Origin of the sequence: Pseudomonas sp. NBRC 111123 (assembly GCF_001320205.1) — a bacterium.
Classification (GTDB): domain Bacteria; phylum Pseudomonadota; class Gammaproteobacteria; order Pseudomonadales; family Pseudomonadaceae; genus Aquipseudomonas; species Aquipseudomonas putida_J.
The window spans coordinates 39,734-61,456 of the sequence record NZ_BCAZ01000035.1 but is presented as its reverse complement, the minus strand read 5'-3'; the positions used below and the strand labels follow the sequence as shown (position 1 = coordinate 61,456).

At 64.5% G+C, this 21,723-nt stretch carries 19 protein-coding genes; 5 read left to right on the top strand and 14 right to left on the bottom strand.

Annotated features, from left to right (window positions below):
* Positions 1-62: 62 nt before the first annotated feature.
* Positions 63-698 (bottom strand): dihydrofolate reductase family protein, encoded by a 636-nt coding sequence (locus APH27_RS17915; RefSeq protein WP_060485535.1) that lies wholly within the window; start codon positions 696-698, stop codon positions 63-65.
* A 161-nt stretch (positions 699-859) separates the two neighbouring features.
* Between APH27_RS17915 and APH27_RS17910 the strand changes: the two genes are divergently transcribed.
* Positions 860-1,672: a crotonase/enoyl-CoA hydratase family protein gene (locus APH27_RS17910; protein ID WP_027919710.1), complete on the top strand. Its 813-nt coding sequence runs from the start codon at positions 860-862 to the stop codon at positions 1,670-1,672.
* 36 nt (positions 1,673-1,708) lie between these two features.
* A complete protein-coding gene (gene nudC / locus APH27_RS17905; protein WP_060485534.1) occupies positions 1,709-2,539 on the top strand; it encodes an NAD(+) diphosphatase in 831 nt (276 codons plus the stop codon).
* On the opposite strand, the gene APH27_RS17900 is transcribed toward nudC, so the two are convergent.
* The 5 genes from APH27_RS17900 to APH27_RS17880 form a co-directional block, all read right to left on the bottom strand.
* On the bottom strand, positions 2,507-3,286 hold the full coding sequence (locus tag APH27_RS17900; protein WP_027919712.1) for a TSUP family transporter: 780 nt from the start codon (positions 3,284-3,286) through the stop codon (positions 2,507-2,509). The two genes, nudC and APH27_RS17900, sit on opposite strands and share 33 nt — an antisense overlap.
* A 135-nt stretch (positions 3,287-3,421) precedes the next feature.
* On the bottom strand, positions 3,422-4,252 hold the full coding sequence (locus APH27_RS17895) for an alpha/beta fold hydrolase (RefSeq protein WP_060485533.1): 831 nt from the start codon (positions 4,250-4,252) through the stop codon (positions 3,422-3,424).
* Positions 4,253-4,460: 208 nt separating this feature from the next.
* Entirely contained in the window at positions 4,461-5,807 is a 1,347-nt protein-coding gene (locus APH27_RS17890; RefSeq protein WP_177331694.1) for a glutamine synthetase family protein, read from the bottom strand.
* A 15-nt stretch (positions 5,808-5,822) separates the two neighbouring features.
* Entirely contained in the window at positions 5,823-6,374 is a 552-nt protein-coding gene (locus tag APH27_RS17885) for a helix-turn-helix domain-containing protein (RefSeq protein WP_033696374.1), read from the bottom strand.
* Complete coding sequence (locus tag APH27_RS17880) at positions 6,367-7,656, bottom strand: FAD-binding oxidoreductase (protein WP_027919715.1); 1,290 nt, start codon at positions 7,654-7,656, stop codon at positions 6,367-6,369. Before APH27_RS17880 ends, APH27_RS17885 begins: the two co-directional genes overlap by 8 nt.
* 233 nt (positions 7,657-7,889) lie before the next feature.
* Between APH27_RS17880 and APH27_RS17875 the strand changes: the two genes are divergently transcribed.
* The 3 genes from APH27_RS17875 to APH27_RS17865 all read left to right on the top strand — a co-directional run bounded on the left by APH27_RS17875 (position 7,890) and on the right by APH27_RS17865 (position 11,074).
* Complete coding sequence (locus tag APH27_RS17875) at positions 7,890-8,777, top strand: LysR substrate-binding domain-containing protein (protein ID WP_027919716.1); 888 nt, start codon at positions 7,890-7,892, stop codon at positions 8,775-8,777.
* A gap of 93 nt (positions 8,778-8,870) precedes the next feature.
* Positions 8,871-9,977: an agmatine deiminase gene (gene aguA / locus APH27_RS17870; RefSeq protein ID WP_060485531.1), complete on the top strand. Its 1,107-nt coding sequence runs from the start codon at positions 8,871-8,873 to the stop codon at positions 9,975-9,977.
* Entirely contained in the window at positions 9,977-11,074 is a 1,098-nt protein-coding gene (locus APH27_RS17865) for an extracellular solute-binding protein (protein WP_060485530.1), read from the top strand. The genes aguA and APH27_RS17865 overlap by 1 nt, the downstream gene beginning before the upstream one ends.
* Positions 11,075-11,191: 117 nt before the next feature.
* Here APH27_RS17865 and APH27_RS17860 read toward each other — a convergent pair whose 3' ends face one another.
* The 8 genes from APH27_RS17860 to APH27_RS17825 all read right to left on the bottom strand — a co-directional run bounded on the left by APH27_RS17860 (position 11,192) and on the right by APH27_RS17825 (position 21,312).
* On the bottom strand, positions 11,192-13,150 hold the full coding sequence (locus APH27_RS17860; RefSeq protein ID WP_060485529.1) for a DNA topoisomerase III: 1,959 nt from the start codon (positions 13,148-13,150) through the stop codon (positions 11,192-11,194).
* A 254-nt stretch (positions 13,151-13,404) separates the two neighbouring features.
* Positions 13,405-13,833, bottom strand: coding sequence for a GNAT family N-acetyltransferase (locus tag APH27_RS17855; RefSeq protein WP_027919720.1), 429 nt, complete (start codon positions 13,831-13,833; stop codon positions 13,405-13,407).
* The gene (locus tag APH27_RS17850) at positions 13,826-14,992 is read right to left on the bottom strand and encodes a cupin domain-containing protein (protein ID WP_060485528.1); all 1,167 of its coding nucleotides are present in this window, start codon (positions 14,990-14,992) and stop codon (positions 13,826-13,828) included. Before APH27_RS17850 ends, APH27_RS17855 begins: the two co-directional genes overlap by 8 nt.
* An 81-nt stretch (positions 14,993-15,073) precedes the next feature.
* Entirely contained in the window at positions 15,074-16,444 is a 1,371-nt protein-coding gene (purB, locus tag APH27_RS17845) for an adenylosuccinate lyase (protein ID WP_033696417.1), read from the bottom strand.
* Between the two features lie 203 nt (positions 16,445-16,647).
* A complete protein-coding gene (hflD, locus tag APH27_RS17840) occupies positions 16,648-17,274 on the bottom strand; it encodes a high frequency lysogenization protein HflD (protein WP_027919723.1) in 627 nt (208 codons plus the stop codon).
* Positions 17,271-18,395, bottom strand: coding sequence for a tRNA 2-thiouridine(34) synthase MnmA (gene mnmA, locus APH27_RS17835; protein WP_027919724.1), 1,125 nt, complete (start codon positions 18,393-18,395; stop codon positions 17,271-17,273). The genes hflD and mnmA overlap by 4 nt, the downstream gene beginning before the upstream one ends.
* Positions 18,396-18,454: 59 nt before the next feature.
* Positions 18,455-18,895, bottom strand: coding sequence for an NUDIX hydrolase (locus tag APH27_RS17830; RefSeq protein ID WP_060485527.1), 441 nt, complete (start codon positions 18,893-18,895; stop codon positions 18,455-18,457).
* A 191-nt stretch (positions 18,896-19,086) separates the two neighbouring features.
* Positions 19,087-21,312 (bottom strand): NADP-dependent isocitrate dehydrogenase, encoded by a 2,226-nt coding sequence (locus APH27_RS17825; RefSeq protein ID WP_027919726.1) that lies wholly within the window; start codon positions 21,310-21,312, stop codon positions 19,087-19,089.
* Positions 21,313-21,723: the final 411 nt, after the last annotated feature.

Sequence of the window (21,723 nt, the reverse complement as noted above, 5' to 3'; positions counted from 1 at the left end):
GCGCCGCGCGGGCGGCGCTAGGTCTCACAGGCGCTGAACATGCCGAGGCGAGCCAACCGGGCTCACCCATTCTCCTGCGGTAAATCGAATGATCCCGTCGCAACTTCACCCGTGCGCACATAGCGGGCGATGATCACGCCCTTGGGCGTCACCTGGGAATGTTTCAGGTGGAAGGCCCCAGGCGCAGCATCGTCGCCGAACAGGCGCTTGCCATGGCCTAGTAACACAGGGTGAATGAGCAACTGGAGCTCATCGACAAGGCCGGCAGCCAACAGTTGTTGCACCAGGTCGGCACTGCCTTGGGTCAGCAGGTCGGCGCCGTTCTGCTGCTTGAGGGCACGTACCGCCGCGACGATATCCGCGCCCAGTGCATGGCTGTTATGCCATTCGAGGCTGTCGGGGTCATGGGTGGCAACGTGCTTGGCCACGCTGTTGAACAGATTGGCGATGGAAAATTCCTCGGTGTCGTCCTTCACCTTCGGCCAGTAGCCAGCAAAGATGTCGTAGGTGCGCCGACCCAGCAGCAGTTCGAAAGGCTGGCTGAACAGTGCCTGCATGGCCTGGCCGAACACTTCCTCGGCATGGGGCACGAGCCAGCCGCCAAAGGCGAAACCGCCGCTGGTGTCTTCCTGAGGGCCGCCGGGGGCCTGCATGACGCCGTCGAGGCTGACGAAGGCGGCTACGATGAGTTTGCGCATGGGTGCTCTCCTGAAGGCAGGCCGGGGTTGATGATTCATCTATGGTCGAACGGCGCACGGCGATTTCGACAGGGCATGCAGTCCCGTTTTTGGCACAAGTACGGTCACCTGCCTGGGTTACCATCCACGCTGTGAACCCTTTCTCCACAGGAGTGCCGCCCGTGACCGAGTACACCGCGTTCAAGGTCGAACTGACCGACAACATCGCCCATGTGCAGATCAACCGCCCGGAAAAGATCAACGCGATGAACGCGGCCTTCTGGGAGGAGATCGTCGATATCTTCCAGTGGATCGACGATACCGATGCCGTGCGTGCGGTGGTGATAAGCGGCGCTGGCAAGCACTTTTCCGCCGGTATAGACCTGATGATGCTGGCGTCGCTGGCCGGGCAGATGGGCAAGGATGTCGGCCGCAATGCACGCTTGCTACGCAAGACCATCCAGCGCCTGCAGGCTTCCTTCAATGCCGTGGACAATTGCCGCAAGCCGGTGCTGGCGGCGGTGCAGGGTTACTGCATCGGCGGTGCCATCGACCTGATCTCCGCCTGCGACATGCGCTACTGCAGCCGCGATGCGCAGTTCTCGATCAAGGAAATCGACATGGGCATGGCAGCCGATGTCGGCACCTTGCAACGTTTGCCACGTATCATCGGCGACGGCATCATGCGTGAGCTGGCCTTCACCGGGCGCAATGTGGAAGCCGACGAGGCGCTGCGCATCGGCCTGGTCAACCGGGTCTATGATGATCAGGCCGCGCTGCTCGACGGGGTCTTTGCCATTGCCCGCGAGATTGCCGCAAAATCGCCGATCGCCGTGGCCGGCACCAAGGAAATGCTCAGCTACATGCGTGACCATCGCATCGACGATGGCCTGGATTACATCGCCACCTGGAATGCCGCGATGCTGCAGTCCGAAGACCTGCGCGTGGCCGTGGCGGCGCACATGAGCAAACAGAAACCGTCGTTCGCCGACTGACCCGGTCGGGGGGCGCGCAGTAAAGGAACCCCCGACATGTCAGCTCGCTGGACAACCGCAGTACTCGACCCACAGATCACCGGGGGGCTGGCAGTGGCCCGCAGCCCGGAAGGGTTCCTGGTGGACGCCAACGGCGCGCTGTTCCCCCGCGACTGGCTCAAGCGCCAGGACCTGGACGTGTTGTGTGAACACGGCATCGGTCACTTCGACGGCAAGCCCGTCTTCCTGCTTGAGCTGCGCAACGCAGCCGAGCTGCCGGGCTGCAGCTGGCGTGGTCTGCGCACGTTCATGCTGGAAGGCGACTTCGACACCTACAAAGTCCTTGGCTATGCCGCGCAGATCGGCACCTGGGCCCGCGAGCATCGCTTCTGCGGCAGCTGCGGCCAGGCGATGACGCAGATCCACTGGGAACGGGCGATGTACTGCCAGCCCTGCGGCCTGCGCAGCTATCCGCGCATTTCGCCGAGCATGATCGTGCTGGTGACCCGTGGCGACGAGATTCTGCTGGCCCGTTCGCCGCGCTTCGTCACGGGTGTGTACAGCACCCTGGCGGGCTTTGCCGAGCCGGGCGAGTCCGCCGAGGACTGCCTGGTGCGCGAGGTGCGTGAAGAGGTGGCGGTGGAGGTAAAGAACATCCAGTACGTCGGCAGCCAGTGCTGGCCGTTCCCGCACTCGATGATGCTGGGCTTCCATGCCGAATACGCGGGGGGCGAGATCGTCATGCAGCCCGACGAAATCGAAGATGCCAAATGGTTCAGCGTGCACGACCTGCCGCCGCTGCCGGCCGGGCGGTCCATCGCCCGGTACTTGATTGATCTTTATGTCGCCAGGCGTTTATGCCTGCCCGAACCAGTGCTGCCACGCTAAACGAACAGTCAATGCCAGCACCACGGTGATGAACACCGGGCGGATGAACTTGCTGCCGCCACTGATCGCCGTGCGTGCGCCGAAGAACGCGCCGACCATCACCGACAGGCCCATGCACAGGCCGACGATGTAATCCACCTGCCCGGAAATAATGAACACCGTCAGCGCCGCGATGTTGCTGACGAAGTTCATGCTGCGCGCCACGCCGCTGGCGCGGACCAGGTCGATGGGGTACAGCAGCAGCGTGCTCACGGTCCAGAATGCACCGGTGCCGGGACCTGCCACGCCGTCGTAGAAGCCCAGGGTGAAGCCTTGGGGGAACTGCCATTTCTTCTTGATTGGCGCATCGGCATCCAGCGGCGCCTTGGGCGTGCCGCCAAACAGCAGGTAGATACCACAGGCGAAGACGATCACCGGCAGCATCTTGTTCAGCCACTCGGCCGGCATGTAGTGAGCTACCACCGCACCAATCGAGGCGCCGACCAGCGTGGCGAACAGGGCCGGGCGCCATTGCGCCGGGTGGAACAGCTTGCGCTTGTAGTAGGTGAAGCCGGCGGTGGCCGAGCCGAAAGTCGAGCTGAGCTTGTTGGTGCCCAGCACCAGGTGCGGTGGCATGCCGGCGGTGAGCAGCGCCGGGGTGGTCAGCAGGCCGCCGCCACCAGCGATGGCATCGATGAAACCGGCGACGAAGGCGACCAGGGCGAGGATCAGCAGGGTGAGCGGTTCTACGGTGAGTTCGAAGGGCATGGGTGTCTGGCAGGCAGAGGGTAGGGCGTGCGGCAAATGGCCGCGCTGGAAGGGGACATGGTAAGCGTGGGCGCAAACGGTTGCCAGTGCCGCTCTCTTCGCGGGCTTGCCCGCGAAGAGAGCGGCACAATTACATCAACTCTGGATGAACGCCAGCAGGTCCGCGTTGATCACATCGGCATGGGTGGTCGGCATGCCATGTGGGTAGCCCTTGTAGGTCTTCAGTGTGCCATTGGGCAGCAACTTGGCTGACAACGGCCCGGAGTTTTCATAAGGCACGATCTGGTCGTCGTCGCCATGCATTACCAGCACCGGCTGCTTGATGCCCTTGAGGTCCTCGGTGAAGTCGGTCTGCGAGAACGCCACGATGCCGTCGTAATGCGCCTTGGCGCTGCCGATCATGCCCTGGCGCCACCAATTGCCGATGATGCCTTCCGAGGCTTGCACGCCCGGCCTGTTGTAGCCATAGAACGGCCCGCTCGGCACGTCGCGATAGAACTGCGCACGGTTGCTGGCGACCTGGGCCTGAAAGTCGTCGAACACCGACTTCGGCAGGCCGCCGGGGTTGGCGGGCGTTTGCACCATCAGCGGTGGCACGGCGGCGATCAGCACGGCCTTGGCCACCGGGTCACCGGGATGGCGCGTCATGTAGCGGACCACTTCGCCGCCACCGGTGGAGTGGCCGACATGTACTGCGCCCTGGGTGCCGAGGTGTTCGACGACGGCCGCCACATCGTCGGCATAGTGGTCCATGTCGTGGCCATCCGGCACCTGGCTGGAGCGCCCGTGGCCACGGCGGTCATGGGCAACCACGCGAAAGCCTTTGCCCAGGAAGAACAGCATCTGCGCGTCCCAGTCGTCAGCACTGAGCGGCCAGCCGTGGTGGAAGTGGATGACCGGCGCATCGCGCGGGCCCCAGTCCTTGTAGAAGATCTGAACGCCATCCTTCGTGGTTACGTAGCTCATGGTCGTGCCTCCTCAGTGCAGGAACCGAAGTGAGCTATTGAGAATAGGAGGGATTTCGTTCGGCAGTCGGATGGGTTGTGGCGGTACTGGCCTGTTCGCGTCGGTTCCACGCCTCGACAAGCCCGCTTCCACAGGTGCTTGCTGCCTTTGCACCTGTGGCGCGGGCTTGTCGAGGCGTCGAACCGCCGCGAACAATCCAACACCTATGTCACATGAACCAGCGGTATTCCCGCGCACTGACCTCCTGCATGAACGCCAGATGGTCCTGGCGCTTGTTCTCGCAATACACCCTCACGAACTCTTCCCCCAGCCCCTCGTTCACCGCCGGGTGGCTGCGCATGGCCGCGACCGCGCCGAGCATGTCCTTGGGGAAATCGATGCCGCTACTGCGATCTTCGTTCAGCGGCGCAATCGGCTCCTGCCCGGCATCCAGCCCATGCTCCATGCCACACAGGATCGCCGCCAGCACCAGGTACGGGTTGGCATCTGCCCCGGCCAGCCGATGCTCGATACGCAGGTTGCGCGCATCCGACTCGGGAATGCGAATGCACGCATCACGGTCTTCAACCCCCCAGCTTGCACGGCTGGCGGCGTTGACCATGGCGCCATAACGGCGGAACGCATTGTGGTTGGCCGCAAAAATCGGCATGCAGTGTGGCAGCAGCGCCAGGCAGCCGGCCACGGCATGGCGCAGCGGGCGTTGCTGGTCGGCGGCCAACAGGTTGTTGCCGGCCTGGTCGTACAGGCTCACATGCACATGCATGCCGCTGCCCGGTGCCTGCAGGTAGGGCTTGCTCATGAACGAGGCGCGCAGCCCGTGCTTGAGCGCGACACCCCGGGTGCTGCGGCAGAACAGGGCGGCCCAGTCGGCGGCTTGCAAGCCATCGTCGCAATGGCCGAAGTTGATCTCGAACTGGCCAGGGCCCAGCTCGGCCGTGATGACGTTAGCATCCACCCCTTGCGCATTGGCGGTTTTTACCATGTCGTGGAGCACATCGCTGAACCGCGACAGCCGTTCGATGTGCATGTTGGGCTGGTCGTCCGGGTCATCGCTGAGCGGGTCGCGGGGGAACTGCGGCAGGCCTTGCTTGAGCGCCCGGTCGAACAGGTAGAACTCCAGCTCGAATGCCACCACCGGGCGAATGCCGCGCCGCTCGAGGCGCTGCAGCACACGGGCGAGCACCTCGCGGGGTTCGAATTCGATCGGCGCGGCGGTGCCGTCGGAGCTGATCAGCATCTGCCCCAGCGGCTCGCGCTCCCAGCTCACCGGCTTGAGCGTGCCTGGGATCAGGCGGCGGATGGCATCCGGGTCACCGTCGTTGAAGCAATAGTCGCCAATCGGGAACAGTCCACCTTGTACGCCCAATAGTACGCAGTTCTGCGGGAGTTTCAGCGGGCTGCCGGCGGCGATTTTTTCCAGCATGTCGATGGGGTAGCGCTTGCCGTAGAAGTGCCCGGGGATGTCCAGGCTGAGCAGGTCGACATGGCTGACCTCGGGGTAGCGGGCACGGAACGCGCGAACTTCACTGAGCAAATCGGGAAAGCCTGTTGTCAGGGTCATGCTGTGCTCTCATCGGAAAACCCAGAGGACGCGGGTCGTCTGGTTGGTCAGGTTGGCGTAGCGAAAGTGGCGGTTCGGCGGCAGCTGAAAGCTGTCGTTGGGCGCGAGGGTCACGGCTTGTTCATCATCAGCGAGCCAGAGGGTCAGTTCACCTTCCAGCACGAAACCGCCTTGCTCGGAACTGTCGTCCAGGTGCCCCTCGCCACTGCTGGCGCCGGGCGCCAGGTGGCTTTCGAGCATGGCGAAACGGCCATTGAGCGTTGGCGACACCAGTACGTCGCTGATGCCCCCGGCGTAGTAGATCGTGCGCCGCTCGCCGGGGCGGGTGACCCAGTCCAGCGCAGGTGGCTGGCTGGCCTGGTAGAAGTAGGTGGTCGGCACCTGCAAGGCTTCGCTGATGGCCGTGAGGTCAGCCACGGTCGGTTGCGACAGGCCGCGCTCGACCTGGGACAGAAAGCCCAGCGAGCGCCTGACCTTGCCCGCCAGCTCATCGAGGGTCAGCCCGCGGTGCTTGCGCAGGTCGCGGATCAACAGGGCCAGGCCCTGGGCGTCTTCAGACATGGTCGCGCATCCTGTACCAGGCCTTGGCCGCCGCCTCCAGCGGTGCGGCCAGCAAGTCACCGCCCGGGAAACGGCCGTTGTCGATGCCCTGGTACAAGGCCAGCAGGTCGTCGTCGCCGAGGATTGCATCGCTCACCGCCCGCGCAGCGGCCAGGGTCGGTAGCACACCGTGGCCGGAGAAACCTTGCAGCCAGTAGCGCTGGCCCGCGCGGCCGACGTCCGGGGTGCGCTGGATGCTGCAGTCGATATGGCCGCCCCAGGCATAGTCGATGGCCACCCCGGCCAGTTGCGGGAACACCCGTTCCAGGTAGGGGCGGGTGGCGCTGGCGACATCCTTGGGGATGCCGCCCAGGTAGGTGCAGCCGCCACCGAACAACAGGCGGTGGTCGGGGGTGAGGCGGAAGTAGTCGGGCACGAACTGGTTGTCGATCACGCAGCTGTTGCGCGGCAACAGCGAGCGGGCGAACGCTGCATCCAGCGGCGCGGTGGCCACTTGGTACGAGCCGACTGGCAGCAGCCGGCGCGACAGGCCGCGGTCGAGGCGGTCGATGTAGGCGTTGCAGGCCAGTACCAGTACATCGCAGCGCACCTCGCCCTGTCCGGTGCGGGCCACGTAGCCGTTGGCGCTTGGCTGGTAGTCGAGAACCTGGCTCTGCTCGAAGATGCGCCCGCCATGGGCCTCTATCGTGGCCGCCAGGCCCTGGGCCAGCTTAAGCGGGTTGAGGTGCGCGCCCTTGGCGTCGTACAGCGCGGCCTGGTAGCGCGGGCTGTCGATCCATTGTGGCAGTTCGTCGCGGCCGATCAGGCGCAGGGCGTCGTAGCCCCATTTGTGTTCGGCATCATGCAGGGCTTCTTCGAGCATGTTTACCCGCCGTGGCAGCACCGCGGTCCACAGGCTGCCGAGCCGGTAGTCGATATCGAAGCCATGGCGCAGGGGCAGCTCGCGCATCTCGTCGGCGGCCCAGCACATGCTGCCCCACAGGCGCCGGGTGCGTTCCACGCCCAAGGCTTTTTCCAACGGCGGCATGTCGCACGACCAGCCCAGCAGCGCCTGGCCCCCGTTGCGCCCGGAGGCGGCCCAGGCGACACGGCTGGCCTCCAGCAGGGTCACGCGTTTGCCGGCCAGGGTCAGGCGCAGGGCAGTGTGCAGGCCGCTGAAGCCTGCGCCGATGATCAGCACCTCGGTATCGTGCGGGCCTTGCAGGGTAGGGCGTAGGGGGATGCTGGCGGGGTAGGTCTGGGCGTAGTAGCTGGCGACGTGCTGGGCGGATTGCTTGAACATGCAGTGGCCTCGTGAAATTTATTGTGATTATTTTCATGAAAATCTAGCAGTAAATTTTCATGGCGCCAGGGCCGTTCGTCTTCCTGTAGGGTTGGTTATATGATCCGGGGGCCGCTTTGCGGCCCATTCGCGGCACAAGGCCGCTCCTACAGGAATCCGCGATCTGCTGTAGGAGCGGCCTTGTGTCGCGAGTGGGCTGCGTAGCAGTCCCCAAGGCCCTGACAGGAACAACAATGCGCCGCCTGCCTTCCCTGACCGCCCTGCGCACTTTTGAATGCGCCGCCCGCCATGGCCATTTCGGCCGCGCCGCTGCCGAGCTGTGCGTCACCGACAGCGCCGTCAGCCACCAGATTCGCCAGCTAGAGGATCAGCTTGGCGTCGCCCTGTTCGAACGCGTGGGCCGCCAGGTCCGCCCCAGTGCCGAGGCCGAGCGTCTGCTGCATCACCTGCAACAGGCCTTCGAGTTGATTGGCAAGGCCTGCGACGAGCTGCGCGACCCAGCCTCGCAAGCGCTGCTACGGGTGGCGGTGACGGCGGAGCTGGCGCAAAAATGGCTGGTCGCGCGCCTGGCCGACTTCAGCAGCCGTTACCCGCACATCACCTTGCACCTGCACGATCAGCCGATCGATGCCGGCGCCCCGGCGCTGGACGTCGACCTTGCCATCACCTACGGCACCAGCGCCCTGGACGCCAGCACCCACTTTGTCCGGCCGCTGCCGCTGCTGCAGTTCTTCCCCGTATGCAGCCCCGGGCTGTTCAACCAGGGCGGCCTCAAGCGCCCGCGTGACCTGGTGCGCCATTGCCTGCTGCACGACGACCAGGACGGTCGTACCTGGACCACCTGGCTGGCCACCCACGCCGAAGATGCACTGCCCACCCGCCAGCTGTATTTCCCCCATGCTGCACTGGCGCTGGAGGCTGCTTTGCTGGGGCAGGGCGTGGCGATGGGCGATAACCTGACCTGCCAGGCCGACCTGCAGAGCGGCCGGCTGGTGCGCCCGTTCAGTGCCAGTGTGACGGCCCAGGGGCAGTACGCGCTGGTGTGCGAACGCTTGCGCCTGGAGCGGGCGCCGGTGGCCGACTTCATCGAATGGTTCATCGAACAGCTCAGCGATAGCTGAATTGAATTCAGCTATCGCTGAGTTTTCATCGTTGGATGCCTGATGCCGGGCGGCGTAGCGTGCAGCCATCACTCACCGACACGAGGTTGACCCATGGCACGTTCGCTCACCACCACCCCCAAGGCCGATGGTTTCCGCCTGCCTGGCGAATTCGAGCGCAAGGCCGGTTGCTGGCTTGGCTGGCCAGAGCGCCCGGATGTCTGGCGCAATGGTGCCAAGCCTGCGCAAAAGGTCTGGGTCGAGATCGTCACGGCCATCGCCTCCAGCGAGCCGGTCACGGTCTGCGCCTCGGCTGCCCAGTACGCCAACGCCCGGCGCCTGCTGCCGCCGCAGGTACGCGTGGTGGAAATGACCTGCAACGACACCTGGTTCCGCGACAGCGGTGCCTGCTTCGTGGTCAATGACAACAGTGGTGAAGTGCGTGGCGTCGACTTCGAGTTCAACGCCTACGGCGGGCTCGATGGCGGCCTCTACTACCCGTGGGACAAGGACGACCAGATCGCGCAGAAGATCCTCGAAATCGAAGGCCTGGACCGCTATCGCGCGCCATTGATCGCCGAACTTGGCGGCATCCAGAGTGACGGCCAGGGTAGCCTGCTGACCACCGAGCAGTGCCTGCTCAACCGCAATCGCAACGCCCACCTGGGCAAGGCCGAGGTGACGCGCCGCCTTGAAGACTACCTGGGTGCCGAGCAGGTGATCTGGCTGCCGCGTGGCTGCAAGTTCGACGAGACCGATGGCCACGTCGACGACCTGGCCTGCTTCGTGCGCCCCGGCGAAGTCGTGCTGCAATGGACCGACAACCGTGACGACCCGCAGTGGGAAATCTACCAGGAGGCTTACGAGATCCTGCGCAGTACCCGCGATGCGCGCGGCCGTGAGCTGAAGGTGCACAAGCTGCCGCAACCCGATGTGCTGGAATGGACCGCCGAAGAAGCGGCCGGGCTCGATCAGGTCGACGGTACCCACCTGCGCGAAGCCGGCACGCGTATCTGCGCTTCGTACATCAACTACTACGCAGGCAACTCGGCCATCGTCGTGCCCCTGTTTGGCGACCGTCATGACGCCGTTGCCCAGGCGACCCTGGCGGAGCTGTTCCCCGGCCACCGCATCATCGGTATCGAGAACTCCCGCGAGATCTTGCTCGGTGGCGGCAATGTCGCCTGTATCACCATGCCGCAGTACGCCGGAGGCCGCTGATGAAACGGCGCGCGCTGGCCATTGCGGTCGCCCTGGGCTGCGCGGTGTCGGTGGCTCAGGCCGCCGACGCACAACAGCCGACCGTCAACCTGTACATCTGGGGTGAATACCTCGCCCCCGATACCTTGACCCGGTTCGAGCAGGAAACCGGCATTCGTGTGGTCGCCGATCACTTCGACTCGCTGGAAACCGCCGAGACCAAGCTGTTGACCGGTGGCAGTGGCTACGACGTGGTGCTCACCGCCGGTCAGCACCTGAGCCGGGCCATTGCCAGCGGCGCCCTGCAACCGCTGGACAAAGCCCGGCTGCCGCACCTGGCTGGGGTGGGTGAAGAGTTTCGCCGGCACATGGCCTTGTTCGACCCGGGCAACCGCTATGCCGGGACTTATGCCTGGGGCACGACCGGGGTGGGTTACCAGCAGCAAGCGGTGACGGCGCGCATGGGCGATGCACCGCTGGACAGTTGGGCGATGCTGTTCGACCCGCAGGTGGTGGCCAAATTTGCCGATTGCGGGGTGAGCCTGCTCAACGACCCCAACGAGGTGTTTGCCGCGGTGATGCGCTACATGGGCCTGGACATCAACCAGCAGCGCCTTGAAGACCTGAAGGCGGCGGAGGTGCAACTGCGCAAGGTGCGCCCGTACATTCGCTACTTCGACAATGATCGCAACATCAATGACCTGGCCAATGGCGAAACCTGCGTGGCGATGTCGTGGAACGGCAACGTGGCCATCGCCCAGGGGCAGGCACAGCAGGCGGGCAAGGCGTTTGCGCTGGACTACAGCATTCCGAAGGAGGGCACGTTGATCTGGCTGGACGCGCTGGTGGTGCCCAAGGATGCGCCGCACCCGGATGCTGCGTGGCAACTGGTGGATTACCTGATGCGCCCGGATGTGATCGCGCCGATTACCGACACCATCCATTACGCCAATGCGATCACGGCGGCGGATGGGTGGGTGGATGCGCAGATCCGCAATGCGCCGGGGACCTACCCACCGGCTGAGGTGCGGGCGCGGTTGTATGGCAAGAATGACAATGGCAAAGCGTTCAATCGGGAGCTTACCCGGGCTTTCAGCCGGTTGAAGAGTGGTACCTAGCCTGGGAGTTGTGTTGGCTGTACTGGCCTCTTCGCGGCTGAAGCCGCTCCTACAAGGACTTCACCGCCTCCTGCAGGAGCGGCATCAGCCGCGAAGAGGCCGGTATTGGCAACCCCATCAACTGGAGGCCTTGCGCCGAGGTTGCCTTGCCTTGCTGGCAGCTGGTTTCCCTTCAGCGGCCTTGCCTTTGCCGGTGCTGCGCCGCTTCTTTTTCCACGGCGCCGCCTTGCCTACCGCCGGCCCGGTAATGGTCATGCGCATTCCCCGGCAACGTTCCACCAGCTTGCCCATCCACGCCGACTGGCGGGCGACGAACTCTTCCAGGCTCATCTCGCCGCTTTGCACCATGTCCAGCGCCTGCTCCCAGATTGCCGTGGTGCCGGGGTCGGCAATCGCGCGGGGGACGGCGTCGATCAGGCTGAAAGCAGCCGGGGTGGCAGACAGGGCCTTGCCGTTCTTCACCAGATAGCCGCGGTCGAGCAGGCCCTGGATGATGCTGGCGCGGGTCGCTTCGGTCCCGATGCCGGTGGTTTCCTTGAGCTTTTGCTTGAGCCGCGGGTCGTCCACCAGCTTGGCAACGTTCTTCATGGCCTTGATCAGGTCGCCTTCGGTGAAAGGCTTGGGCGGCTGGGTCCACAAGTCCTTGAGCTGCAAACCGTGCACGTTGCAGTCCTGGCCTTCATGAAGGGCCGGCAGCACCTGGGCTGGCTGGGCTTCGCGGCCCTTGGCCGGGGTCAGCGCCTCGGGCAGGGCGCGACGCCAGCCGGGCTCGACGATCTGTTTGCCGACAGCGCGCAGGGCATGGCCAGCGCAATCGAATTCGGCCTGGGTGCGGTCGTATTCGTGGTTGGGCAGGAACTGCGCCAGGTAGCGTGCACGGATCAGCGTGTAGACCGCCTTGTGCTTGGCGGGCAGGCGTGCCGGGTCGCTGGCTGCGGCGGTGGGGATGATGCCATGGTGGGCGCTGACCTTGGCGTCGTTCCAGGCGCGTGAGCGGCGCTGGGCCTGCAGGTGCGCTTGCAGCGGCGCCAGGCTGGCATCGGCACGCTGCAGCGCGGCGAGGATGGCTGGAGCCTCGCCATGCTGGCTGACGGGCAGGTAGCCACAATCGCTGCGCGGGTAGGTGATCAGCTTGTGGGTCTCATACAGCGCCTGGGCGATGTCGAGGGTTTCCTGGGCGCCGAGGCCGAACTTTTTCGAGCACAGCTCCTGCAAGGTGCCGAGGTCGAAGGGCAGCGGTGCGGCCTCGCGCACCCGCTCGGTGGCAACCTTGAGTACCCGCGCCGTACCGGCAGTGTTCATGTCTGCAGCGGCCTGCTGGGCCAGTGCCTGGTTCAGGCAGCGGCCCTGGTCGTCGCAGGTGTCATCCGGTGCGCGCCACTGCGCATTGAAGGTTTGGCCGGCGTGTTCGAGCTGTACATCAATGGCCCAGAAAGGCACGGGCACGAAATCGGCGATGCTGCGATCACGGTCCACCACCAGGCGCAGGGTCGGGGTCTGCACCCGCCCCACCGGTAGCACGCCCTGGTAGCCGGACTGGCGACCAAGCAGGGTGAACAGCCGGCTCATGTTCATGCCGATCAGCCAGTCGGCGCGTGAGCGGCCCAGGGCCGAGTGGTAGAGGTTGAAGGTATCCTGGCCGGGCAGCAGGCGTGCCAGTGCCTTGCGGATCGAGGCATCGTCCAGGGCCGACAACCACAGGCGCTGGATCGGGCCACGGTAGCGGCAGTGCTCGACCAGCTCGCGGGCGATCATCTCGCCTTCGCGGTCGGCGTCGGTGGCGATCACCAGTTCGCGGGCTTCGCCGAGCAGGCGCTTGACCGCTTTGAACTGGCTGGCGGTCTTGGGCTTGACCCGCATCTTCCACTTTTCCGGGATGATCGGCAGGTCGGCGAGGTTCCAGCGCTTGTAGCGGTCGTCGTAACTGTCGGGCGGGGCGGTTTCCAGCAGGTGGCCGATGCACCAGGTCACGCAGACGTCGGTACCCTGCCAGCATCCGTCGGCCTTGCGGTTGGCACCGAGCACCTTGGCGATGTCTTTGGCCTGGGAGGGTTTTTCGCAGAGGAACAGGCGCATGGCCGGGAACGCTTCATCGGGGAAAGATGGGCACTAGGATGCGCAAGCGGGGGCGCGGAGGCAAGTTTTATCTGGATGGATGTACAGCTTATTTGTTGCGTGGGATTGACGTGATTCTTGTAGGAGCGGCCTTGTGTCGCGAAAGGGGCGCGTAGCGGCCCCAAAATCTCTGTCCAGGCAGAGATTGCCGGGCTGCTTTGCAGCCCTATCGCGACACAAGGCCGCTCCTACAAGAGGGCGGCGCGGTGCTGGGATCAGGCGCGCGAGTCGCGCACCATGTCTACATGCGGGATGCCGGCTTCGAGAAATTCCTCGCTGACTACGCGAAAGCCCAGGCGCTCGTAGAATGGCGTTGCATGCACCTGGGCACTGAGCGTCTGCTGCTTGAGGTCACGGTTTTGCGCTTCGGCGATGACCGCCTGCATCAGCGCGTCGCCGACCTTCAGCCCACGCCAGTCCTTGAGCACCGATATGCGGCCGATGGTGCCATCGGTCAGCAGGCGTGCGGTGCCGATCGGGTAGTCACCCTCCAGGGCCAGGAAGTGCACGGCATCCTGGTCCTCGGAGTCGAACTCCAGTTCCGGCGGAATGTGCTGTTCGGCGACAAACACGGCGGTACGGATGCGGTGGATATCGGCGTTGTCTTTGTGCCAGTCGGCGAGGCGAACGCTGATCTTATTCATTGGCGAATCCCAGGCTCCCTTGTTTGATCAACTGCTGGATGAGCATAAGGCCATCTTCGTCCTGCAGCCACTGCTCAAGGTTGTCGATGTGTAACGCGTCGGCCGAGCACACCAGTTTCAGCAGCTCGCGCAGTTTGGCCGGCAGCGGGCAGCTGCGGCCGCTGGCAAACAGCATCAGGTCGTCGTTGAGCTCGGACCAGGCCATGCGAGCGCTTGGGTTGCGGATCAGGATGGCGCCGTCTTCCAGGGCTTCGATCAGCTCTTGCTCGTCCAGCTCTTCACCGGTGACCTGCTCCGGGTAGCGCGGCTCGGTCATGAACTGGCCGAACCAGGTCAGCAGCAGGTCCTTGTCGTTGGTGTGCTTGTCGATCAGCGCCTTGAGGCGGTCGAGGGCGTCGTGCTGGATCTGGTGCGGGTCGCTGGCAGGCTGCGCGTCAGCATCGCTGTAACGCTCCTCTTCCGGCAGGAACTGGCCGAGGAAGTCGGTGAAGTGGGTCAGCACTTCAGCGGCACTTGGGGCGCGGAAGCCGACCGAGTAGGTCAGGCAGTTGTCCACGGCGACGCCGTAATGGGCCAGGCGCGGTGGCAGATAGAGCATGTCGCCCGGTTCCAGGGTCCATTCGCCGCTCTGCTCGAATTCGGCGAGGATACGCAGGTCGGCATGCTCCAGCAGCGGGCTGTCGCTGTTGCACATCTGGCCGATCTTCCAGTTGCGCTCGCCGTGGCCTTGCAGCAGGAACACGTCGTAATTGTCGAAATGCGGGCCGACGCTGCCGCCAGGGGTGGCGAAGCTGATCATCACGTCATCGATACGCCAGCTTGGCAGGAAGCGGAAATGCTCCAGCAGTTCGGCAACTTCCGGGACGAACTGGTCGACGGCCTGCACCAGCAGGGTCCAGTCCTGCTCCGGCAGCTCGGCGAAGGTGTCTTCGGTGAACGGGCCACGGCGCAGCTCCCACGGGTGGGCGCCGTGCTCGAGGACGATGCGCGACTCGACTTCTTCTTCCAGGGCCAGGCCGGCCAGTTCGTCGGGGTCGATCGGGCTTTGGAAGTCCGGGAAGGCCTGGCGCACCAGCAGGGGCTTCTTCTGCCAGTAGTCGCGCATGAATTCGCGGGCCGAGATGCCGCCGAGCAGCTGCAGTGGAGTATCAGGATTCATGTTCAACCTATTGAAAAAACGTAATTTTCGTCCGGGAATAAAAACGCCCGGCTATGCCGGGCGTTGAACGCGACGGTCAGCTTAGATGCGTTTGGCCTGGGCTGCCGCGTTACCGATGTAGGTAGCGGGGGTCAGCAGCTTCAGTTCGGCCTTGGCGTCGGCAGGCATGTCGAGGCCGTCGATGAAGGTCAGCAGCGCTTCTGGCGTGATGCCCTTGCCACGGGTCAGCTCCTTGAGCTTCTCGTAGGGGTTCTCGATGTTGAAGCGGCGCATCACGGTCTGGATCGGCTCGGCGAGCACTTCCCAGCAGGCGTCCAGGTCGGCGGCGATGCGGGCCTGGTTGACTTCCAGCTTGCCGATGCCTTTCAGGCTGGCTTCGTAGGCGATGACGCTGTGGGCGAAGCCCACGCCCAGGTTGCGCAGCACGGTGGAGTCGGTCAGGTCACGCTGCCAGCGCGAGATCGGCAGCTTGCTGGCCAGGTGCTGGAACAGTGCGTTGGCGATGCCCAGGTTGCCTTCGGAGTTTTCGAAGTCGATCGGGTTGACCTTGTGCGGCATGGTCGACGAGCCGATTTCGCCGGCCACGGTCTTCTGCTTGAAGTAGCCCAGCGAGATGTAGCCCCAGACGTCGCGGTCGAAGTCGATGAGGATGGTGTTGAAACGGGCGATCGCGTCGAACAGCTCGGCGATGTAGTCGTGCGGTTCGATCTGGGTGGTGTACGGGTTGAACTGCAGGCCCAGCTCGTCTTCGATGAAGGCGCGGGCGTTCGCTTCCCAGTCGATCTGCGAGTAGGCCGACAGGTGGGCGTTGTAGTTGCCCACGGCGCCGTTGATCTTGCCCAGCAGCGGCACGGCGGCAACCTGGGCGATCTGGCGCTCCAGGCGGTACACGACGTTGGCTAGCTCTTTGCCCAGGGTGGTCGGCGAAGCCGGCTGGCCGTGGGTGCGCGACAGCATCGGCACGTCGGCGTGAGCGTGGGCCAGGGCGCGGATGGCGTCGGCGATCTGGCGCATCAGCGGCAGCAGCACGTCGTCACGGCCAGCGCGCAGCATCAGGGCGTGGGACAGGTTGTTGATGTCCTCGCTGGTGCAGGCGAAGTGGATGAATTCGCTGACCTTGGCCAGCTCAGGCAGCTTGGCGGCCTGCTCCTTGAGGAGGTATTCGATCGCCTTGACGTCGTGGTTGGTGGTGCGCTCGATTTCCTTGACGCGTTCGGCGTGCTCGAGCTTGAAGTCGGTGGCCAGGCTGTCCAGCAGGGCATTGGCTTCGGCGGAGAACGCCGGCACTTCGCCGATCTGCGGGTGGGCGGCCAGGCGCTGTAGCCAGCGCACTTCGACCAGAGCGCGGAAACGGATCAGGCCGAATTCGCTGAAAATGGGGCGCAAGGCCTGGGTTTTGCCGGCGTAACGGCCGTCTACAGGGGAAACCGCAGTGAGCGAAGAAAGCTGCATGGGGTGTTCTCGGACAGTCAGGCTTTTGGAAGGGCGCATATCATACATGAAATTTGCCTGTAGGAGCGGCCTTGCGTCGCGAAAGGGCCGCGCAGCGGCCCCGGCAATCTATGCCAGGGCAGCCATTCTGGGGCTGCTGCGCAGCCCTTTCCGACCGGTCTGGCGCCCCGGCAAGGCCGCTCCTGCAAGTCCGGCGTTTTTCTCTAAGAAGGCGAACGCATCATGTCGTACAGTTCGTTGAGCAGCTTGCGCCGGCTGAATACCAGCTGCCAGCGGTGCCCGCCCAGCTGGCGCCACAGGCGCGCGGCGCGGATGCCGGCCAGCAGCAGGGCGCGGATCTTCGAGGCGTTGCTGGCCTGCTGCAGGAAGCGCATGTCGCCGTGCACCTGGATGCGCTGGCGCAAGGTGCTCAGGGTGTCCTGGTACAAGGCTCCGCTGGAAGCGATGACGTTTTCGTGAACCAGGCCGAAATGGTCGGCCTGGGACTGGATCTGTGGCAGGCGGTTGCCGATGGTGTCGAGCAGGTCGCCGCGCTTGTTCAGCTGGCGCTCCAGGCCGAGCATCGACAGGGCGTAGCGCAGTGGCTCGCGCTGCAGGCTGCTGGGGTCGCGCTCCAGGGCGCCGACCAGGGCACGATAACCGTCGCGCAGGTTGAGGTCGTCGCCGCCGAACACCTCCAGGGTGTCCTTGGGGTCACGTACCAGCAGGCTGCCGAGCATGCAGCCGATATTGGCTTCGCTGGCCTGGCCGGTGCGGGCGATGCGGTCGACCAGCACGGCGGCCTGGAACACGCCGCCCAGGGCAATCAGCTGCTCCTGCAGGTTGCTCATGCGCGCGGGCTCCATGGCTCGGCGGTTTCGATCACGCCGCCGCCCAGGCACACCTCGCCGTCATAGAACACCACCGACTGACCCGGGGTCACGGCGCGCTGCGGCTCGTCGAACACGGCGCGGTAGCCGGTCTCGGTCAGCTCCAGGGTGCACTGCTGGTCGCTTTGGCGGTAGCGCACCTTGGCCGTCAGCCGGCGCGGGCTGCTCAGGTCGATCGGGTTGACCCAGAAGATTTCCGAGGCGAGCAGGGCGCGGGAGAACAGCCACGGGTGTTCGTTGCCCTGGCCGACCACCAGCACGTTGCGGGTCAGGTCCTTGTGCAGCACGTACCACGGCTCGTCACCGGCGTCCTTCAGGCCGCCAATACCCAGCCCCTGGCGCTGGCCGATGGTGTGGTACATCAGGCCGTGGTGGCGGCCGATCACTTCGCCGTCAGTGGTCTCGATGTTGCCAGGCTGGGCTGGCAGGTATTGCTTGAGGAAGTCGCTGAAGCGGCGCTCGCCGATGAAGCAGATGCCGGTGGAATCTTTCTTCTTGGCCGTGGCCAGGCCGTGTTTTTCGGCGATGGCACGAACTTCGGGCTTTTCCAGTTCGCCGACCGGGAACAGGGTGCGGGCGATTTCTTTGCCACCGACGGCGTGCAGGAAGTAGCTCTGGTCCTTGTTCGGGTCCAGGCCCTTGAGCAGTTCGGTGAGCGCGCCGGTGTCGCGGCGGCGCACGTAGTGGCCGGTGGCGATCAGGTCGGCACCCAGCGACAGGGCGTAGTCGAGGAACGCCTTGAACTTGATTTCGCGGTTGCAGAGGATGTCCGGGTTGGGCGTGCGGCCGGCCTTGTATTCTTCGAGGAAGTGTTCGAACACGTTGTCCCAGTACTCGGCGGCGAAGTTGGCGGTGTGCAGCTTGATGCCGATGCGGTCGCATACGGCCTGGGCGTCGGCCAGGTCTTCACGGGCGGTGCAGTATTCGGTGCCGTCGTCTTCTTCCCAGTTCTTCATGAACAGCCCTTCCACCTGGTAGCCCTGCTCCATGAGCAGAAGGGCGGAGACGGAAGAGTCCACGCCGCCGGACATGCCGACGATGACGCGGGTCTTGGCGGGGTCTTTGAGTGCTGGGCTGGTCATGGGTACCGGTGTGTATCAAGGGGGAAAAACGCCGATTCTATCAAAACCGGCGCGGCGCGTCAGTCACGCAGCAGTTCGAGGCTGTGCAGGGGGCCTGCGAGGTAGTCGTCGAGGCAGCGTGGCACCAGCTCGCTGCGCCAGCGGGCGGGGTCGGCCAGCAGTTCGTCGCGGGTCAGCCACACGGCGCGGACGATGTCGCTGTCCAGGGCCAGGTCGGCATGCTGGCGCACGGGGCGGGCGGCGAAGCAGATGCGCTGGTAGGTCACGCCGTTGCTTGGGGCGGTGTACAGGTAGATGCCGACCACGCCGGTGAGTTCGACTTCCCAGGCGGTTTCCTCGAGGGTTTCGCGCAGGGCGGCCTGGGGCAGTGTTTCGTTGGGTTCGAGGTGGCCGGCGGGCTGGTTGAAGACGTGCTGGCCGGCTTTGAATTCCTCGACGAAGAGGAACTTGCCTTCGTGTTCGACAATGGTGGCGACGGTGATGTGGGGTTGCCAGGTCATGAACAGCTCCATAAGGGCTGGCACCGCCCCTGTGGGAGCGGGTTTACCCGCGAATGCGATGCTGAATCCACTGACGCATTCGCGGGTAAACCCGCTCCCACAGGGGCGGCGTTGGCCGCTAGAAATCATTTATCCAGAAAGCACAAACCCCGGTGCGTGGCCGGGGTTTGTGCTGTTACTTCAAGCGAACCTTACAGGGCAGCAATGGCGCTGTTCAGGGTCTGGCTTGGGCGCATCACCTTGGCGGTCAGCTCGGCATCCGGGGCGTAGTAGCCACCGATGTCGGCTGGCTTGCCCTGAACGGCGTTGAGCTCGGCGACGATGGTCTCCTCGTTCTCGGTCAGGGTCTTGGCCAGTGGGGCGAAGCGTGCCTGCAGGGCGGCGTCGTCGCTCTGGGCAGCCAGGGCCTGGGCCCAGTACAGGGTCAGGTAGAAGTGGCTGCCGCGGTTGTCGATGCCACCGACTTTGCGCGAAGGCGACTTGTTGGTGTCGAGGAACTTGCCGGTGGCCTGGTCCAGGGTGTTGGCCAGGACCTTGGCGCGCGGGTTGTCGTAGGTGTTGCCCAGGTGCTCCAGGGAAGCGGCCAGGGCCAGGAACTCACCCAGCGAGTCCCAACGCAGGAAGTTCTCTTCAACCAGCTGCTGCACGTGCTTCGGCGCCGAACCGCCGGCGCCGGTCTCGAACAGGCCACCGCCGTTCATCAGCGGCACGATCGACAGCATCTTGGCGCTGGTGCCCAGTTCCATGATCGGGAACAGGTCGGTCAGGTAGTCGCGCAGCACGTTGCCGGTCACCGAGATGGTGTCCTTGCCTTCGCGGATGCGGGCCAGGGAGAACTTGATGGCGTCGACCGGCGCCAGAACACGGATGTCCAGGCCAGCGGTGTCGTGGTCCTTCAGGTACTTCTGTACCTTCTCGATCATCACGCCATCGTGGGCGCGGGCCGGGTCCAGCCAGAACACCGCCGGGGTGTTGCTCAGGCGGGCACGGTTGACGGCCAGCTTGACCCAGTCCTGGATCGGCGCGTCTTTGGTCTGGCACATGCGGAAGATGTCACCGGCTTCGACGTTCTGCTCCAGAACGACCTTGCCCTGTCCATCGACCACGCGTACCACGCCGTCGGCCTGGATCTGGAAGGTCTTGTCGTGGGAACCGTACTCTTCGGCCTTCTGGGCCATCAGGCCGACGTTCGGCACGCTGCCCATGGTGGTCGGGTCGAAGGCGCCGTTGGCCTTGCAGTCTTCGATGGTGGCCTGGTAGATGCCGGCGTAGCAACGATCCGGGATGATCGCCTTGGCATCCTGCAGTTCACCGGCGGTGTTCCACATCTTGCCCGAGTCACGGATCATCGCTGGCATCGAGGCGTCGACGATGACGTCGCTCGGCACGTGCAGGTTGGTGATGCCCTTGTCGGAGTTGACCATGGCCAAGGCTGGACGCTGGGCGTACAGGGCCTGGATGTCGGCCTCGATCTCGGCCTGCTTGTCGGCTGGCAGGTCCTTGATGCGGGCGTACAGGTCGCCGATGCCGTTGTTGGCGTTGAAGCCTACTTCAGCCAGGGCTGCAGCGTGCTTGGCCAGTACGTCGCCGTAGAACTCTTCGACGATGACGCCGAACATGATCGGGTCGGAAACCTTCATCATGGTGGCTTTCAGGTGGACCGACAGCAGTACGCCAGAGGCCTTGGCATCGGCGATCTGCTCGGCGATGAAGGCTTTCAGGGCCTTGCGGCTCATGGTGGCGCAGTCGACGATTTCAGCGGCTTTTACGGCGGTCTTGGCTTTCAGCACGGTGGTGCTGCCGTCTTTGCCGACCAGCTCGATGCGCAGGTTGTCGTCAGCCTCGATCAGCGCGGCTTTTTCGCTGCCGTAGAAGTCGCCGTTGCTCATGTGTGCAACGTGCGACTGCGAGTCGGCGGCCCAGGCGCCCATCTTGTGCGGGTGCTTGCGGGCGTAGTTCTTGACCGACAGTGGCGCGCGGCGGTCGGAGTTGCCTTCGCGCAGCACCGGGTTCACGGCGGAGCCCTTGATGCGGTCGTAGCGGGCGCGGGACTCTTTCTCGGCCTCGGTGGACGGCTCGTCGGCGTAGTCAGGGATGTTGAAGCCTTTGCCTTGCAGTTCCTTGATCGCGGCCTTGAGCTGCGGTACCGAGGCGCTGATGTTCGGCAGCTTGATGATGTTGGCTTCAGGGGTGGTAGCCAGCTGGCCCAGTTCCGCCAGGTGATCGCCTACTTGCTTCTCTGCGCCCAGTTGCTCCGGGAAGGCGGCAAGGATACGGCCAGCCAGGGAGATGTCGCGAGTTTCGACGGCGATGTCAGCCGAAGCGGTGAAGGCTTCGACGATCGGCAGCAGCGAGTAGGTGGCGAGGGCGGGGGCTTCGTCGGTGAAGGTATAGATGATCTTGGAACGGGTGGGCATGCGGGTTAACTCTCTGTGTGCTGAGCGTGCTCGAGTCTCGTGTTGCGCAGGGTAGGCGCATCGCCCTGGCAACGCCATGAGCGGAAAGTCGAGAGGCTGCGAGCTGTGATGGTGGATGCATCAGTCGAGCGTCAATGCTGAGCTGCGGTAACAACCCAGGCTTTTCGGCCATTCATGGCCAAGGGCGGTCCGCATTTTCCTGGGATTCGCCCCGATGACCCTTCGGTCGCGGCGGAGTATACCAAACCATTCGGGCTATTCAGCAAGGCGAAGTGACATCGGCGCCATTTATAAGACCAAAGACGTAGGGGCAATGTGGTGGATTGCCGCACCGCTTGCAGGTCGACAGATGTGGTTTAGGCTCATTGGATCGCATGATGTCCAACCACACCCGACAGCGGAGTAGTGCAA